Genomic DNA, 16,262 nt, shown 5'->3' on the forward strand with positions numbered 1-16,262 from the left:
CACTGAAAATCAGTAGCAAAGGGATGAAAACTCAAAGGGAAACCATGACAGATGAGGAGCAGTATGACCTCGCCTATTTTTTCGAATCCTCATTAGATTATCTATGTATAGCAGGTTTTGATGGATATTTTAAAAAAGTCAATCCAGCTTACTGCAAGCTCATGGGCTACAGTTTGGATGAATTGAAATCCCAACCTATCAATCACTTTATTCATCCCGATGATCGGGGTATCACTTCACAGTATAGAGATACAATCATTCAAGGTCGGCCTTTATTACACTTCGAAAATAGGTACATCACCAAACAAGGGGAGGTGGTCTGGCTCTCGTGGACATCTATGCCCAAGCCTGAGCAAGGACTCGTCTATGCCATAGCCAAAAACATCAGTCATAAAAAGAAGATGGATGAAGATAGAAATAGTGTCCTCACTGAACTGTCTAAAACCAACTCAGCGCTAAAGCAGATGACTTACGCTACTTCGCACGACATCAGATCTCCATTGGCCAATATCAATGCTATTTTTAACATGATGGACCTAAGCAAAATAAAAGATGCTGAAACAGTAGAAATCCTCCAACTCATCCAAGAGGCCGCAAGAGATATCCAAGTAAAGCTAAATCATCACTTAGACGGCTTCATCAAAAAGGGTGTCAACAATGTCCCTATCGAATGGATCTCACTAGATACGATATATAAGCGAATACATCATTCACTGAAGGCATTGATCACAGAATCTCAAGCCGAGATTGATGTCAACTTTTCTGAAGTGCCAGAGGTATTTTTCAACACTGCGTATTTGGAAAGTATATTCCTCAATCTTATCACCAATTCCATCAAATATCGGAGACCAGAAGCACATCCAGTCATCCGTATCAAATCACAAATAGATCAAGGAATCCATCAACTCATCTTTGAGGATGAGGGGCTTGGTTTTGATATGGAAAAGGTGGGTGACAAGATTTTTGGCTTCAATCAGAAATTTCATGAACATCAAGACAGTAAAGGCATCGGACTCTATCTGGTCTACAACCACGTCAAAAATCTAGGTGGCAGCATCGTTGTCACAAGCCAAGTAAATCAAGGAGCAAGGTTTACGATTTCTTTTAAAAATATGCTCTCTTGAGCTCTTTAGTATTTTTTTCAATATTAATTATCAAAAATTATAGAAATAAATATATGAAATCAATATCTTGATTTCTATTTAATTATTTTCAACACATCCTTTTATGAGAAATCTAATACCTACTTTTTGCATTTTAATAGGTGCTACATTGATATGGACAGGCTGCGGCAATTCCTCAGAATCACCTGAATCAAACCTCATTTACTCAGAGGCGCTTGCCAAAGAAATCAGTTTTGTAACCAATGGAGATGTACATTTTGATCAAACTATCGAAGTGATATTTAACAATGACATCATCAGTGATGAAGAAGTTGGAAGCTCTCCTTTAGATGTATTTGATTTTAGCCCAAGCTTAAAAGGTAAGGCTCTGTGGAAAAGTAAAAGTGTATTGCAGTTTGTACCTGATGAGGAATTGCCTATGCGAGAGCAGTTTAATGGCATACTACAGCTTCAAAAACTGTCTGCAGATTTTAAAGAAAAAGGACTTGAGGACCTAAAGTTTTTTCTCAATGTACTGGGAAGAGATATCGCAAGTTTTAATGCAGAGCTCAAGCTCAAGGATAGAAATGACCCCAAAATCCTTGTCTATCAAGGTACGCTGACTTTTACAGAAGCTACCAAAGTAGAAGATGTCGAAGCTGCAGTGAGTCTCACAGGAAATAAATCTTTAAACCTGAATTGGAATGTCTTAGACAGCAAGTCTTTCCAATTTATCAGCGAGGAGATCAATCGTACCGAACGCATCCAAGATTTTAGCTTTAAAGTAGCCTCTAAGCAATTAATGCTAGAGGAAGTTTTCGAGGAAAACTTCGAATTGCCTCCACTGACGGAAATGCGCATGGTGAGTCTCAAGGCAGAGGAAGAGGGCAAAAGCCCTAGAGTGAGAATCCAATATTCAGATGAGCTCGACATGGATCAGCAGATCACGGGACTCATCTCTGTCACTCCAAAAACCACATTTGAAGCCAAGAAACTAGGCAATACCGTCATCCTAGACGGCAACTTTAAATTTGGACAAAAGTACCAAATCAAAATGGAAGCAGGTATCAGAAGTCGCTGGGGCACAAAAACCACCAAAGTCATCACACAAGAAATCAGCTTCTCAGACATACAGCCACAGTTGGAGTTTGCTTCGGATGGTGTCATACTACCTTCTTCAAATCAGAAAAAGGTGCAGTTTTATACCACTAATCTAAAGCGCGTACACTTAGAAGTGAAGAAAATCTATACCAATAAACTCGGGCGGATACTGCAATCAGAAAAGCTCTCCAGTAGTAAAAATAGAAATAGAGGCTTTAATGATAGCTATACCAATGCAGTTGGAGTCGTGGTCAAAAGTCAAAGTATAGACCTCAACAACCAGGCAAATGAATGGATGCTAAATGAGCTAGACCTTTCAGATTTATTTTCAAATTATGGAGATGGAATCTTCCTTATTAGCTTGAGATTCACTCCCGAAGATGTGAGTGTTCCTATCACTTCAGATAAACTCACTTATTTGGAGGAAAAGGGACAAATCTACAAGCCTATCCTACTCAGCGACATAGGGATGACACTCAAGTCTGGCAACAATGACCATGTATTTTTTATCACAGATTTGATCACTGCACAGCCCCTGTCAGGCGCTAGGGTGTCGCTACTCAACTATGATGGTGAAGAAATCACCAGTGCTGTGAGCAATGCCCAAGGTATCGCAACTTTCACACGGTCACGCTACTTCTATAATGCTACCGCTAAAAAGGGGACGCAGATCACTGCTCTGAAGAAAGACGATATGCAATGGAGCACTTCAGGCTTTGATGTAGGTGGTCTTCGAGAATATGGCAATAATACAAGAGGATTCATTTACACTGAAAGGGGTGTTTACAGACCTGGAGATTCTGTTCATGTAGGTTTCATCGCTAGAAATAAGGATAAGACTTTCCCCCAAAATCATCCTGTGAGTATTACGGTCAGAGATCCCGAGTACAACACTGTCTTTGAACAAACAAAGGTCAAATCGCAAGATGGCTTTTATGTATTTGCATTTGCTACAGATAGTAAGGCTCCTACAGGAAACTACAATATAAATATCAATGCTGGCGGCTCTTATTTCTATCAGGAGCTTAAAATAGAGACGGTCGTTGCTGACAAACTCAATGTCAACGTCAAACCAGAAAAGAGGACACTTAGCTGGACTGATAAATCTCTCGATTATCTGTTGGATGTCAAATACCTCTTCGGAGCTCCAGCTTCCAACTTACAGGCAACTGTGGATGTGGAAGTACTCCCCGCACTCAAAACATTCGCTAATTATGGAAATTATACATTCACTCGAGCTGATGTAGATTTTAAATCATTTACTAAAAATATCCTCAAAGGCACGCTAGATGAAAAAGGGCAGCTAAAAGGAAATTGGATCATTCCTAACCTTGGAGATGTCCCTTCCATGCTCAAGGTAAAAGTAAATGCTAAAATTACCGAAAAAGGAGGGCAGCCAAATGAAGGTTGGAATGTAGTAGACCTAGAACCCTATCCAAACTATGTGGGAGTCAGTGACCCGAGCGGCTATGGCTATTTTGCTACTGGACAGGAAGTCAGATTCCCAATTGTCCTGCTCAACACTAAAGGAGAAAAACAAATCGGCAAAAGCATTTCCTACAAAATCTACCGAAATGATAAAAACTGGTGGTATCAGTACGATAACAGAAGAAATTATCAGCTAAAGTATAAACAGGATAATCAAACTTATTTAGAAATAGAAGGTAAAGTCACCACCAAAGAGAATAACACATTTATCAGTTTCAATCCCTCTGAAAATGGTGAATACCTCATAGAGGTCATTGATAGCAATGGGCACATCGCTTCACTCTTTTTCAGTGCATACCGCTATGGAAGTGTGCCAGGCGGTGATCTCAATGAGGGTACTCTAGCACTTAAGTCTGATAAAGAAAGCTATCAGCCTGGTGATCGTGCTAAAATTAGGCTGCCAAATCCTCAGCAAGGAACGATCCTAATGACAGTAGAAAAAGGAAATGAACTGCTCAGTCATCAGTGGGTAAAGCCTAGCGGGACTAGTGAAGAGTTGACGCTAGAGCTACCAATCACCCAAGATATGATGCCTAATGTGTATGTCACTCTATCGGTCATTCAGCCACATGATCAAACGACTAATGATCGTCCAATCAGGACCTTTGGCATACTTCCAATCTCGGTCATCGATCCTGCAACAAAAATCGGATTTGACATTGGCGTAAAACCTTCTCTGCTACCTAATGAAGCGTTTGAAATCAAAGTCAATACACTTAACCAAAAGCAAGCACAGTTTAGTATCGCAGTAGTTGATGAGGGATTGTTGAGCTTAACTCAGTTTCAAACACCGAATCCTTGGAATGACTTTTTCAGGAAAATTGGGCTTTTCGTGGATTCTTATGATGTCTACTCTCATGTGATCAGCGCAAATAAAGGAGATGTATTTCAAACTTTCTCCATAGGCGGAGCAGAAGCTCTCAGCTATCGAGAGTCACAAACTGATCCTATCGATGGCAAAGACAGATTCCAGCCTGTCAGCATGTTTAAAGGCCCTCTGATGACTGATGAGAGAGGTCGTGCCACTGTGAAGTTTAAGATGCCAAACTACAATGGTGCAGTGCGCATCATGGTGGTCGGTGCTCAAGGAAATAGCTACGGACATGCGGATAAAACAGTTCCAGTAAAATCCGATTTGATCTTGCAACCTACCCTGCCTCGACAACTCAGTCCAGGAGATGAGATCACATTGCCAGTGTCTCTATTTAAATTGAACAGCGCCATTAAAAATGCTACGCTAAATATCAAGTTGGATGGGCCACTCACGCTTATAGGCAGTGAAAGTCAATCTGTAACTTTTGGAGACAAAGAGGAGGCCTATACAAGCTTCAAGATACGCGTGAACCAATCAGTCGGACAAGCCAAAGTAACGCTAACAGGAAACACTGGTAGCTTTAAAGTCACGAGTGAAACAAATATCTCTGTGATCCCTAGTGCAAGTAGGGTTTATGATAAGCAAACAGAACAATTGATCAAGGGAAAAACCCTCACTATGGCTGTTCCTAAAATTGGAATTGAAGGCACCAATATGGCAACTCTAGACCTCAATATCTTCCCTAATATGGATTTTGATCATCGTCTCAAATGGCTCATATCCTATCCATATGGATGTATTGAACAGACAGTTTCAGCAGTTTTCCCTCAGCTTTACCTGAAAAAAATGGGCTATTTTGATGCTTCAGAAAGCACTGAGATAGACCGTAATATCACTGAGGCTATCAATAAGCTACAACAATTCACTACTTCTAGTTCTGGATTTTCTTACTGGCCTGGTGAACGTGAAAGTAGCGAATGGGGCACTAACTACGCAACTCACTTCTTGATCGAAGCTAAAAAAGCAGGCTATGCTGTACCTGACTTCTTGTATCAGAGAGCAATCAATTCACTCAGCAATGACGCTCGAAATCATGTTGGTAAGCTATCTTCTCGAGTCAATCGTGCCTTCATATTGAGCTTAGATGATAAATCGCCTGTAGGAGAAATGAACCTTCTCATGGAAAACGAATTGTCTAAAATGACTGATGCTCAAAAGTGGATGCTTGCAGCGGCTTATCATCAAGCTGGAGTAGATCAAGTGAAAAATCAAATCCTACAAAGCAGTGGTACTAGCACACAGGCTTATGACCCATTTGATTATACATTTGGATCTAAATATAGAGATGATGCGATCATACTATACTGCGCTACACTGATGGGTGAGACGGAGACCGCTGAGTTAATAGCTAAATCAGTGGCTACTCAACTCTCGGGTAAAGAGTATCTAAGTACCCAGAGCAGTGGCTATATGCTATTGGCATTGGGTAAATACTTCGAAAAAATCGGCTTAAACTTATCACAAGGAAAGGTGATCAAGGGAACAGTTGTCTTAGCTAATGGAAAGCGAATTCCTTTCAACACTAACAATCGACTTTCGCTACCTATTAGAAATAATTTTGGTGAAAACATCAGCATAGAGCTCTCAACTGATAGCAATGTAGATCAAATCTATGCCTCGCTGTCTTGGAATGGAGTACCTCTGACAGATCAACGCAAAACCACTTCTAATAATCTCTCACTAGAGGTCAAGTGGTATGATGAAAATGGAAACCTCATCAATCCTGATAGGCTCAAGCAAGGTGAAAGCTTCTTTGGTAGATTTACTGTAGGCAATATTAGTCCTGTATCAGAAGTCTCAGAACTAGCACTCGTACAAATATTTCCAGCAGGATGGCAGATAGAAAATCTTCGTCTAAACAATGAACTGCTACCCGACTGGACCAATAATTGGACACTAAATAAAGAGTCTTATCTAGATCTCAGAGATGATCGAGCCATGTGGTTCTTTGACCTGAAGGGGAAGGAAAAACTAGATTTTGTGATCAAGCTCAACTGCGTGACACCTGGCTCATATCAGTTGCCAGGTACCCTCGTAGAAGCCATGTATAATAATGATTTTAAAGCTACTCAGGCAGGTAAAAAAGTAAGTGTTGAAGCCTTTAAATAATTTTCAAAAGAAAGTAGGAGTCGTATTTCTGATCGTACTCCTATTTTTTCTTTGGCTTAGTATTCCACTAAGGAGTCCACTCTTTGATACGACCTACTCTACCATTATATTGGCTGAGGATGGTAGTCTATTGCAAGCGTATACCAACCCTGAAGAGCAGTGGCATTTTCCTCCGCAAGAAGAAGTCATCCCAGAGAAACTTAAAAAAGCAGTTCTCACTTTTGAAGATAAGCGATTTGATAGCCACATCGGGATAGACTTGCTTGCGATCTTACGTGCTGCTAAGAGTAATATACAGGCTGGAAAAGTAGTCAGCGGAGCGAGTACACTTACCATGCAGGTAGCTAGATTGCGACATGATCATAAACGAACCTTATGGTATAAAATATCCGAGCTATTTGACGCCCTAAAAATTGACTGGCAATACAGTAAGGGAGAAATCCTCAAACTTTACCTTGATCATGCTCCATTTGGTGGTAATGTCATCGGATATCATACTGCCTCATTAAAGTTTTTTGGTAAGCATCCAGCACAACTGACATGGAGCGAAGCGGCTACTTTGGCTGTACTACCCAATGCTCCAGGTCTCATCTATCCCACTCAGCGAAATACCTCCTTGATAGATAAAAGAAATAGCTTACTACTAAAGCTAAAGGAAGCGGGTCATCTCGATGAACAAGCCTATATTTTGGCTAAAATAGAGCCTATTCCTACGCAATTTTTAACCTTTGAATCTACCATACCGCATGCTGGCCGCTGGCTAAAAAGTCAATATCCAGACTCTAACATATTGCAAACAACCATCGATAAACAGCTACAGCAAAGCAGTCAATATGTAGCCGAAAAACATCGATCAATCTTAGCTCCTTATGGAATCTACAATCTGTCTATTTTAGTTGCAGATACGCGTACTGGCGCTATCAAAGCTTATGTAGGTTCTCCAGCTTTCTTTGATGCAGCGCATCAGGGGCAAGTGGATGGTGTGCAAGCTGCTAGATCTAGTGGTTCTATTCTCAAACCCCTTTTATATGCCTTGAGTATCGATGAAGGCTTAATTTTACCAAATACGCTTATTCGGGATTTGCCCACCTATTTTGATGGCTTCTCCCCCAACAATGCCAATGAAGATTTTCAGGGAGTAGTCACTGCTAAAGAAGCTCTGATCAGCTCACTCAATATCCCAGCAGTTAGACTTTTAAATAGCTATGGAGTATATCAATTTTATGCTTTTCTAAAAATGGCTGGAGTAAGTACACTCTTTAGAGATGCAGATGCTTATGGATTGCCCTTGATCTTAGGTGGTGCTGAGGTGAACATGTGGGATATGGTCATGCTTTATAGAGGTCTCGCCAATGGTGGTGTCTTCACTCCAAACAACATCCTCCAAGAAGACATCACAGAGGAAGGTGAAAACTTGATCAGTAAAGCGTCCACGCTACTAACACTTGATATGCTAAAAGAAGTATCACGACCTGGAAGCGAGTACTATTGGCAAAAGTATAGCAGGCAACAACCCATAGCTTGGAAAACAGGCACTAGCTATGGTCATAAAGATGCTTGGGCTATAGGTGTAAATCCACAATATACCATAGCTGTTTGGGTGGGAAATTTCACTGGAGAAAGTAATAAAAATCTTAGCGGAGCAGCTTCTGCTGGACCTATCCTATTTGATCTTTTACAAAGTTTTCCTACAGATCCTACGAGTAGCTGGTTTGCTATAAATGACATTGATTTTCATCCAAAAGCAGTTTGTGAGCTTTCTGGCTTAGCCGCTGGAGAGGCATGCATGGCAGTAGACACTGTAAGTGCTCCCTATAATATGAAGGCCCTGAGAAAATGTGATTACCATCAAAAACGGTACTTTTCCGAAGATGGACGATATCAAACTTGTTCTCAATGCTGGTCTGAGTTGGGGGCTGTTTCAGAAAAAGTGACCTACTATCCACCTGATATTGCTTTTTATTTACGATCAAAGGGACAATACATTGATGATATCAAACCTCACTACCCTAGCTGCCCTAGCTTTCAGTCTGATGATGCTATTCGGATCATTTATCCAAACCCTTCAGCTAGGCTCTTTTTGCCAAGAGACTATAATGGACAAGTAGAACAAGTAGTCTGTCAAGTAGGGCACCGTGACAATACTTCTAAGATCTATTGGTACCTCAATGAACAATACATAGGGAATACACAAGGAACACATAAACTCGCAGTTACTTTTCAGCAAGGAAAAAACGAACTTAAAGTCATTGATGAAAATGGCAGCGAAGATAGTAGGAGTATTTTTGCACAGTTGAAACAGTGAAAAATTAACTCAAGGCTTGGTCCATATCAGCTATCAAGTCATCTATATGCTCCAAACCAACAGAAACACGAATGAGGTTTTGAGGCGTGAGGGTATCTGGCCCTTCTACCGCAGCACGCCTTTCTATCAGGCTTTCTACACCTCCAAGGCTCGTGGCATTAGTGTAGAGCTTGAGCTTTGATATCACTTTCTCAGCCGTTTGCGCATCTCCTTTAACACAAAAGGATAGCATGCTTCCGTATCCATTCATTTGACTTGCGGCCACCTGATGACCCTCATGTGATGGTAGTCCTGGATAGTAAACTTTTTCAACTTGAGGGTGCTTTGACAAATAGGCTGCTAGAGCAGTTGTATTAGCGAGATGTCCTTTCATTCTGTAAGGAAGCGTTTTGATGCTTCTCGTCAAAAAGTAACAATCAAACGGTGAAGGAACTGCCCCTCCTGTGTGTTGGACATTTCTGATCTTTTCCCACATATCATCGACCTTAGCGGTGATGAGTGCCCCTCCCAAAATATCGCTATGCCCACCGAGAAACTTAGTGGTAGAATGCATCACGAGATCCGCTCCAAGCTTTAGAGGATTTTGGAAAATAGGTGTAGCAAAAGTATTGTCACAAGCTACTGTGATGTTTTTTGACTTAGCGATCGCTACAAGTGCTTTGATGTCGGATATTTTGAGTAGAGGGTTTGAAGGCGTCTCTATCCAGAGTAGTTTGGTATTAGGCTGAATAGCATTTTTAAAATTATCAGGATTAGATAAGTCTACGAAAGTAACCTCTAAAATCCCCTTGAAGAGTTCTTTCAATTGCTTGCTTAAGCCATGATACATATCATCAGCTGCTATCACATGACTACCTACTGGTAGGGACTGAAAAACCGCCATACCAGCCGCATTGCCGGAAGAAAAAGCAGCAGCTTCAGCTCCACCTTCCAGCTTTGCCAGTACGTTTTCTAGGGATTTCCTGTTAGGATTAGCTGCTCTCGTGTAGATGTATGCTTCCTCAGGATGATGCTCAAAAGTAGTAGACAAGGTGATAGGTTGGATAGCTGGTTTACCTTCACTATTTGGATGATTACCTGCATGTATGGCTATAGTTTCTATCTTCATGTCTTCTCTTTCCATAATTAAAATATCTTGTCTGGATTCAATATGCCATTAGGGTCAAAGGCCGCCTTGATGCCACGCATAAGCCTAAGATTTACCTCAGAAACAGCGAGCGACATATAGGGCCTTTTGGCTATGCCGATACCATGCTCTCCTGAGAGTGTACCGCCTAGTCTGACTACTTCTTTGAATATCTCTCCTATACCCTCATTGACTTCCTTATGCCAGTAAGCATCAGAAAGCGCCTCTTTCATGATGTTGATGTGTAGATTGCCATCTCCTGCATGTCCGTAGACTACCGAGTTAAAACCATACTGTTTCCCTATAGACTTGATTGCTGTGACGAGCTTTGGCAAATTACCCCTTGGTACGACCACATCCTCTGATTTAGTGAGTGAGTAATAGTTGACAGCTGGCGAAACATTTCTTCTGATCCTCCAAAGCGCCTCCTTTTGCTCCACAGTATCTGCAAAAAGTACCTCTCCTGTTTCGAATTGCTCCAAAACATTCATGATGGTTTCTGCTTCCTTCATGAGCACCTCTTGGTCATTGCCATCTAGCTCGATAAGCAAATGTGCATTGATTCCTTCGGGTAAATCTATGTTAACTTTTTTATTGAGCACTGTAGCGAGATATTCTTGAGTTTTGATGATCGCCTCTCGCTCCATAAATTCCATCCCAGAAGGCGTCACTCCAGCCATGTAGATAGCAGATATGGCTCTGCAAGCCTCTTCTGAAGTACTAAATGGCACTAAAAGCGTCACATCTTGAGTAGGGTATGATCGTAGTTTGAAAACAATCTTGGTGATGATCCCAAGCGTTCCTTCACTGCCAATCATTAATTGGGTGAGATTATATCCTGTCGAGTTTTTGAGTACATTGGCAGCCGTCCAGATGATCTCTCCAGTAGGCAATACTACCTGGAGATTGAGCACATAGTCTCTCGTGACACCGTATTTGACAGCCTTAGGGCCGCCTGCATTTTCTCCTAGATTTCCTCCCAAAAAACAACTTCCTCTGCTACTTGGATCTGGTGGATAGAAAAGTCCTTTTTCTTTTACCGTATCTTGGAAAACCTGAGTGATCACACCCGGCTCCACTGTAGCTTGTAGGTTGAGTTCATCTATCTCAAGGATTCTATTAAATCGCTCCATGGAGACCACAACTCCCTTTTGTACGGGTAGCGCGCCTCCACTTAGTCCAGTGCCACCTCCTCTTGGAGTGACGGGGATGACATGTTCATTGCAAAGCTTGAGAATCGCTGAAACCTCCTCAGCCGAACCTGGCTTAAGCACCACATCAGGCATGAAAGAATAATCCTCCGTCTCATCATGTGAATATTGGTACTTATGCTCCTCATCTACGATGATATTGGCTTTCCCTACTATCTGCTGAAATTGCATCAGCAAATTTTCTCCTACGGTCGTGTATGATACTGGCATTGTATTATGATAATGTTGATAAATCTCCATCTTCGTAATGCTTCCAAATCATGGCAGCAGAACCTAAGATGGCGGCATTTTTATTATTCAGTTCTGATGGCATCAGTTTCACTTTTCCTTTGAAGATTGGCATCAGGTTGTTATTGAAATGCTTGGCCGTTGGCATGAAAAGCAAGTCTTTGGCATGTGTCAACCCTCCAAACAAGAAGATAGCTTCAGGGCCGCTATGGGCGACTACATCCGAAAGCTTCATCCCAAGGATACGAGCTGTATATTCAAATGCAGCGATCGCTATCTCATCACCTGCATGAGCCGCATCTGTGATCATCTCCGCAGATAAATCTTCAAATGAAACCTCTCGCATCTTACTATCTACTGTGTAGTCTGCAAGTAGTTTATAAACTGTCCTACGAATCCCCGTAGCGGAAACATAAGTCTCTAGACAACCCTGCTTTCCGCATCCGCAGTGTCTGCCATGTACATTGACTAGCGTATGCCCTACCTCTCCTGCATTTCCAGCATATCCATACACCAGCTGTCCATTAGACACTATTCCACTTCCCAGACCAGTTCCTAATGTAATAACGACAAAGTCTTTCATTCCTTTAGCACCGCCATAGATCATCTCACCATAAGCAGCCGCATTGGCGTCATTGGTAAGCAAGGTAGGTAGCTTGAATTTACGCTTGACCATAGAGGCTAAGGGAGTGATTCCAGGCCACTTGAGATTAGGCGGGTACTCGATAGTCCCCCTATAAAAGTTCGCATTAGGTGCTCCTATACCAATCCCGATCATTTCATGGTCAGGACCTATACTTTTCACTAATTGATCGACATGTTTTTCAAAGGATTCTATAAATCCATCGATAAATTCGTATTCGGTAGACATAAATTTAGACTCAGCGAGCAAGTTGCCTTCTCTATCTACTAGTCCTAGCTTGGTACTAGTCCCTCCTACATCTACTCCTAGTACTATTTTCTTCATGGGTAAGAAATTGATAAGTCTTGATAGGTTTGAAATTACATTTGAAGCATTTTCAGCAGCATTGCTATCTGTAAAATGCCTCGAAGCTATTAAACTTTAATTTTAATCAATAAATCTTAGAGCTTTTGCATAGGATACCATATTTTTAAGTGATTTATGAAAAGCAGTGTTTTGAAAACAATATCGATTACCCGAGTTATTCTTATTTTTTTGATAGGTCTCCTGCTTAGCTCCTGTGCTGGAGGTCGCAAGGTTCGCAAAGAACAAGTCGCTACTGTCATCAGCACAGCCAAATCCTTTACTGGAACACCCTATCGCTATGGGGGTACGACTCGTGCTGGTATGGACTGTTCTGGCTTGATCCTACAGTCTTACAGTAGAGCTGGTATCCAGCTTCCTCGCACATCAGATGCACAAAGTAAATCCGGCAAAAAGGTCAGTATAGCAGAACTTAAAACGGGTGATTTAGTGTTCTTTGCCACAGGGAAAAGAAGGAGACAAGTCACTCATGCTGGGATCGTCACTGACGCAAGAAGCAGGGGAAATATAAGGTTTATACATGCCTCTACGAGTCTAGGTGTCATCGAAGATAATATTATGTCCGACTATTGGCGACCCAAATTTGTGCGCGCTAGAAGGATCATCAAATAAATTCTGACCATTAACAGATAATTTGCTTCCTTTTCTCGAAATTTCATCCAGTTCCACAGAAAAGATCATCAGAATATGCTAGTAGCTCCGCTTCCTAGAAATGAGCATAAGCGCGTGGCCGAACTAAGATCCTATGATATCTTAGATACGGGTCCAGAAACAGCATTTGATGACATTGTAAAACTCGCCAGCAAAGCCTGTGATACTCCTATAGCACTTATCTCATTAGTAGACGACTGTCGTCAGTGGTTCAAGGCAAAAATAGGCGTTCCACAAGCTGAAACCACCAGAGATGTTTCATTTTGTAGTCATGCGCTCGTCATGACAGATCTTTTAGAGGTACCTGATACACATCAGGACATCAGATTTCATGACAATCCACTGGTTACAGGTGAGCCATATATTAGATTTTATGCGGGCTATCCTTTGACTACCCCTAGAGGAGTCACACTTGGTACGCTATGCGTGATGGATACTGTCCCGCGCAAGCTAGACAAAGATCAAATCGAATCCCTCAAAATACTTGCTAATCAGGTCATCACACAGCTAGAGCTGCGTAAGAGCATGACTGAGCTACGCAATACTATCAAGGAAAAAAATAAAGCAGAAAAGAATCTTAAGAAAGCACTCAAAGAAAACGAGTTAGCTTCTCAAAATAGGCGTGACCTTTTTGCTCAAGTGAGTCATGAGATACGTACTCCTTTACATGGGATCATGGGACTGACTAGTATGCTTTCTGAAACACCACTCAACAAATCTCAGAAAGAGCTAATCGATAACCTGCTAGCGTCTCAATCTTTGGTCATGAGTATCCTCAATGATATCTTAGACTACTCTAAGATAGAAGCTGGAGAAGTTAAAGTGAAAATGAAACCATTTCCAACGCAGCAGGCTGTTGGGGAAGTGGTCAAACTTTTTCAACCAAGGGCTAAAGAAAAGAATATTTATATCAGGTATCAGTTTGAGGAAGATGTTCCTGAATATATCGTGTCAGACCCTCAAAGGTTAAAGCAAGTCTTAGCTAACTTGATCAGTAATGCTGTGAAATTCACAACTGAAGGTGGTGTGACGGTAGGTGTCAGTCTTTTTGAGAAAAATGATAAAGAAGCTTTACTCAAATTCTATGTCAATGATACTGGCATGGGCATCTCTCCTGAGTTTCAAGAGATCATCTTCAAGAAATATAAACAAGCACAAGATCAATCAAAATTTGGCGGAACTGGTCTCGGTACTGCGATCGCTAAAAAGTTGACCAATCTACTAGGCGGCCATATCAGCGTGCAAAGTCCAATCTATGAGTCACCAGCCTTTGGAGGACCTGGCTCGCAGTTTTGGTTGACCATCCCAGTGGCTATTAGTTCAGAAAGTGCTTTTCGCAAAAGTCAACAAACCGCTGAGCTTCCCAAAAAACCAGTTACTAAAAAGATGCATCTCTTATTAGCTGAGGACGATGAGTTGAGTCAGATATTTACTAAGCGACTTTTAGAAAAAGAAGGCTATGAAGTGACTTTAGTGACTGATGGCGGCAAAGCTTGGGAAGCTGCACAGCATCATACCTTTGATGCGATGCTCCTAGACTCCAACATGCCCATCATCAATGGCATAGACTTAACAGCAAAGCTCAGGACAGAACTGAAGTATGAACGACCTATTTTTTCTATTTCCGCTCATATAGATGAAGAACACATGCTGCGCTGCAAAAAGGCAGGCGTCAGTGCCTTTATCAATAAGCCTTTCACCAAAAGTGATATCAATGAAGTCCTAGGAAAGTATTTGGGTTGAAGGTTCGGCTTGATTAGTTATAGTTCATATTTTACTTTGACTAATATCACTTCATCTTTATTGGGATGCTCACGTATAAAATATAGATATGAATCATCTGCATGAATCAATTTCTGGAATGGTGCTATATCATGACTATAAATAATTTCATTTTTCAAATCCTCTATTAATAATAAACCTCTATCTTTTTTGATATCTCTAGACTCATCTCTAAAAATGATGGCATTTGATGCAATGAGATTTTCATTGATTGGAATGATCGACATATAAGAATCTCCTATACTACTTTGCCCTATATTTCCTCCACCATATGGTCTTAAGGTGTAATCAAGATGATCACTAAAAAGCCTGCTTTGTTTCAAAGGCTTTCCTTCTATGTCAAACACCTCTATCAACGGACTTCCTAGAGACTGTCTTACAAAGACTTTATCCTCCCAAACCTTAAAGCGATGCGTACCCATACCAAGTGTAGAAACTACCTTCTCTTTTCTTTCTTCTGGATATCCACTCAGAGTTGATAAAAGCAATCCAGTTTCACTGTCAAAAATACCTACGAAAGCAGAAGATGCGTAATATCTCGTTGGATCAATATTTACTAGATTACTCCGAATACCAGTGATATACTTATTTTGATCCTTCATGAAATGAAAAGATTCATTGTAAGCAAACAACTCATGATCAATCTCCTCAAGGCCTATTAAATCTATCTCCTTTACCTTTTTTCTTGCAGCGTTTAAGACAACTACTTTAGATTTTCTTGGGTAAAACAGGTGCAAATCAAAATTGCTAGAATCAACAGCAACACCTTCTAATTCTACTTCAGGAAGCACTTCATAAAGCTCTCTAAGATTAATTTTCTCAAACAAACTCAGTGAATGAAAATCAACAAGATAGATTCTAGAACTCCTCTGAATAGTTAATAATCGATTCCCCTCTTCCAGTTTGAAACGAGAATTAAAATAGACTAACTCTTCGAAATCAAGGATAGTCGTATCTGACTCAACCAAAAGAATTTCTTTATTATTTGCTCTTTTGCTTTCACAGGATATTAAGCATAAGATTAAGATTACTCCTATTAAATATCTTCCATTCATAATGAATTAAAGATAAGAAGTTTGAATCAAATCAACTAAATTATTAGTGTTAAAATTATTATTTTATAAACGAAAATAATATAAACACTATTAATGGTATATCATGGAAATTGGAAATGCTGCTTAAATAAATTCGTAACAGAAAGCCCTTTTAGTCTTATAGTCTCATATTCCATGAATAGAAAAGCTATTTCGGGCAATTTATGTAACTTGCGCTCCGAAA

9 protein-coding genes are annotated in these 16,262 nt (G+C 40.7%); 5 read left to right on the plus strand and 4 right to left on the minus strand.

Going from position 1 to position 16,262, the window contains the following annotated elements:
* The first annotated feature begins 23 nt into the window (after positions 1–23).
* The 3 genes from I5349_RS12455 to pbpC all read left to right on the plus strand — a co-directional run bounded on the left by I5349_RS12455 (position 24) and on the right by pbpC (position 8,980).
* A complete protein-coding gene (locus I5349_RS12455; RefSeq protein ID WP_226391110.1) occupies positions 24–1,124 on the plus strand; it encodes a PAS domain-containing sensor histidine kinase in 1,101 nt (366 codons plus the stop codon).
* A 103-nt stretch (positions 1,125–1,227) separates the two neighbouring features.
* Entirely contained in the window at positions 1,228–6,675 is a 5,448-nt protein-coding gene (locus I5349_RS12460; RefSeq protein WP_226391111.1) for an alpha-2-macroglobulin family protein, read from the plus strand.
* Positions 6,656–8,980 carry a penicillin-binding protein 1C gene (gene pbpC / locus I5349_RS12465; RefSeq protein ID WP_226391112.1) on the plus strand — a complete coding sequence of 775 codons (2,325 nt, stop codon included), beginning with the start codon at positions 6,656–6,658 and terminating at the stop codon, positions 8,978–8,980. The genes I5349_RS12460 and pbpC overlap by 20 nt, the downstream gene beginning before the upstream one ends.
* Positions 8,981–8,984: 4 nt before the next feature.
* On the opposite strand, the gene I5349_RS12470 is transcribed toward pbpC, so the two are convergent.
* From I5349_RS12470 to I5349_RS12480, 3 genes are read right to left on the minus strand one after another with little or no spacing between them, the layout of a single operon-like run.
* Complete coding sequence (locus tag I5349_RS12470; protein WP_226391284.1) at positions 8,985–10,088, minus strand: trans-sulfuration enzyme family protein; 1,104 nt, start codon at positions 10,086–10,088, stop codon at positions 8,985–8,987.
* 17 nt (positions 10,089–10,105) lie between these two features.
* Positions 10,106–11,527 (minus strand): FAD-binding oxidoreductase, encoded by a 1,422-nt coding sequence (locus I5349_RS12475; protein WP_226391113.1) that lies wholly within the window; start codon positions 11,525–11,527, stop codon positions 10,106–10,108.
* A 4-nt stretch (positions 11,528–11,531) separates the two neighbouring features.
* On the minus strand, positions 11,532–12,512 hold the full coding sequence (locus I5349_RS12480) for an ROK family protein (RefSeq protein ID WP_226391114.1): 981 nt from the start codon (positions 12,510–12,512) through the stop codon (positions 11,532–11,534).
* A gap of 156 nt (positions 12,513–12,668) precedes the next feature.
* Here I5349_RS12480 and I5349_RS12485 point away from each other — a divergent pair, with 156 nt between their 5' ends.
* Positions 12,669–13,163, plus strand: a complete 495-nt coding sequence (locus tag I5349_RS12485) for a C40 family peptidase (RefSeq protein ID WP_226391115.1) — start codon at positions 12,669–12,671, stop codon at positions 13,161–13,163.
* A gap of 75 nt (positions 13,164–13,238) precedes the next feature.
* Complete coding sequence (locus tag I5349_RS12490; protein WP_226391116.1) at positions 13,239–14,945, plus strand: GAF domain-containing hybrid sensor histidine kinase/response regulator; 1,707 nt, start codon at positions 13,239–13,241, stop codon at positions 14,943–14,945.
* A 17-nt stretch (positions 14,946–14,962) separates the two neighbouring features.
* Here I5349_RS12490 and I5349_RS12495 read toward each other — a convergent pair whose 3' ends face one another.
* Positions 14,963–16,039, minus strand: a complete 1,077-nt coding sequence (locus tag I5349_RS12495; RefSeq protein ID WP_226391117.1) for a hypothetical protein — start codon at positions 16,037–16,039, stop codon at positions 14,963–14,965.
* Positions 16,040–16,262: the final 223 nt, after the last annotated feature.

This window comes from Penaeicola halotolerans (genome assembly GCF_016464625.1).
GTDB classification, from domain to species: Bacteria; Bacteroidota; Bacteroidia; order Cytophagales; family Cyclobacteriaceae; genus Penaeicola; species Penaeicola halotolerans.

Bases quoted from the DNA above. Each gene is read 5' to 3' on its own strand.
- I5349_RS12480 (WP_226391114.1), bottom strand. From the start codon at position 12,512: ATGAAGAAAATAGTACTAGGAGTAGATGTAGGAGGGACTAGTACCAAG.
- I5349_RS12495 (WP_226391117.1), bottom strand. From the start codon at position 16,039: ATGAATGGAAGATATTTAATAGGAGTAATCTTAATCTTATGCTTAATA.
- I5349_RS12490 (WP_226391116.1), top strand. From the start codon at position 13,239: ATGCTAGTAGCTCCGCTTCCTAGAAATGAGCATAAGCGCGTGGCCGAA.
- I5349_RS12455 (WP_226391110.1), top strand. From the start codon at position 24: ATGAAAACTCAAAGGGAAACCATGACAGATGAGGAGCAGTATGACCTC.
- I5349_RS12460 (WP_226391111.1), top strand. From the start codon at position 1,228: ATGAGAAATCTAATACCTACTTTTTGCATTTTAATAGGTGCTACATTG.
- I5349_RS12470 (WP_226391284.1), bottom strand. From the start codon at position 10,088: ATGAAGATAGAAACTATAGCCATACATGCAGGTAATCATCCAAATAGT.
- I5349_RS12485 (WP_226391115.1), top strand. From the start codon at position 12,669: ATGAAAAGCAGTGTTTTGAAAACAATATCGATTACCCGAGTTATTCTT.
- I5349_RS12475 (WP_226391113.1), bottom strand. From the start codon at position 11,527: ATGCCAGTATCATACACGACCGTAGGAGAAAATTTGCTGATGCAATTT.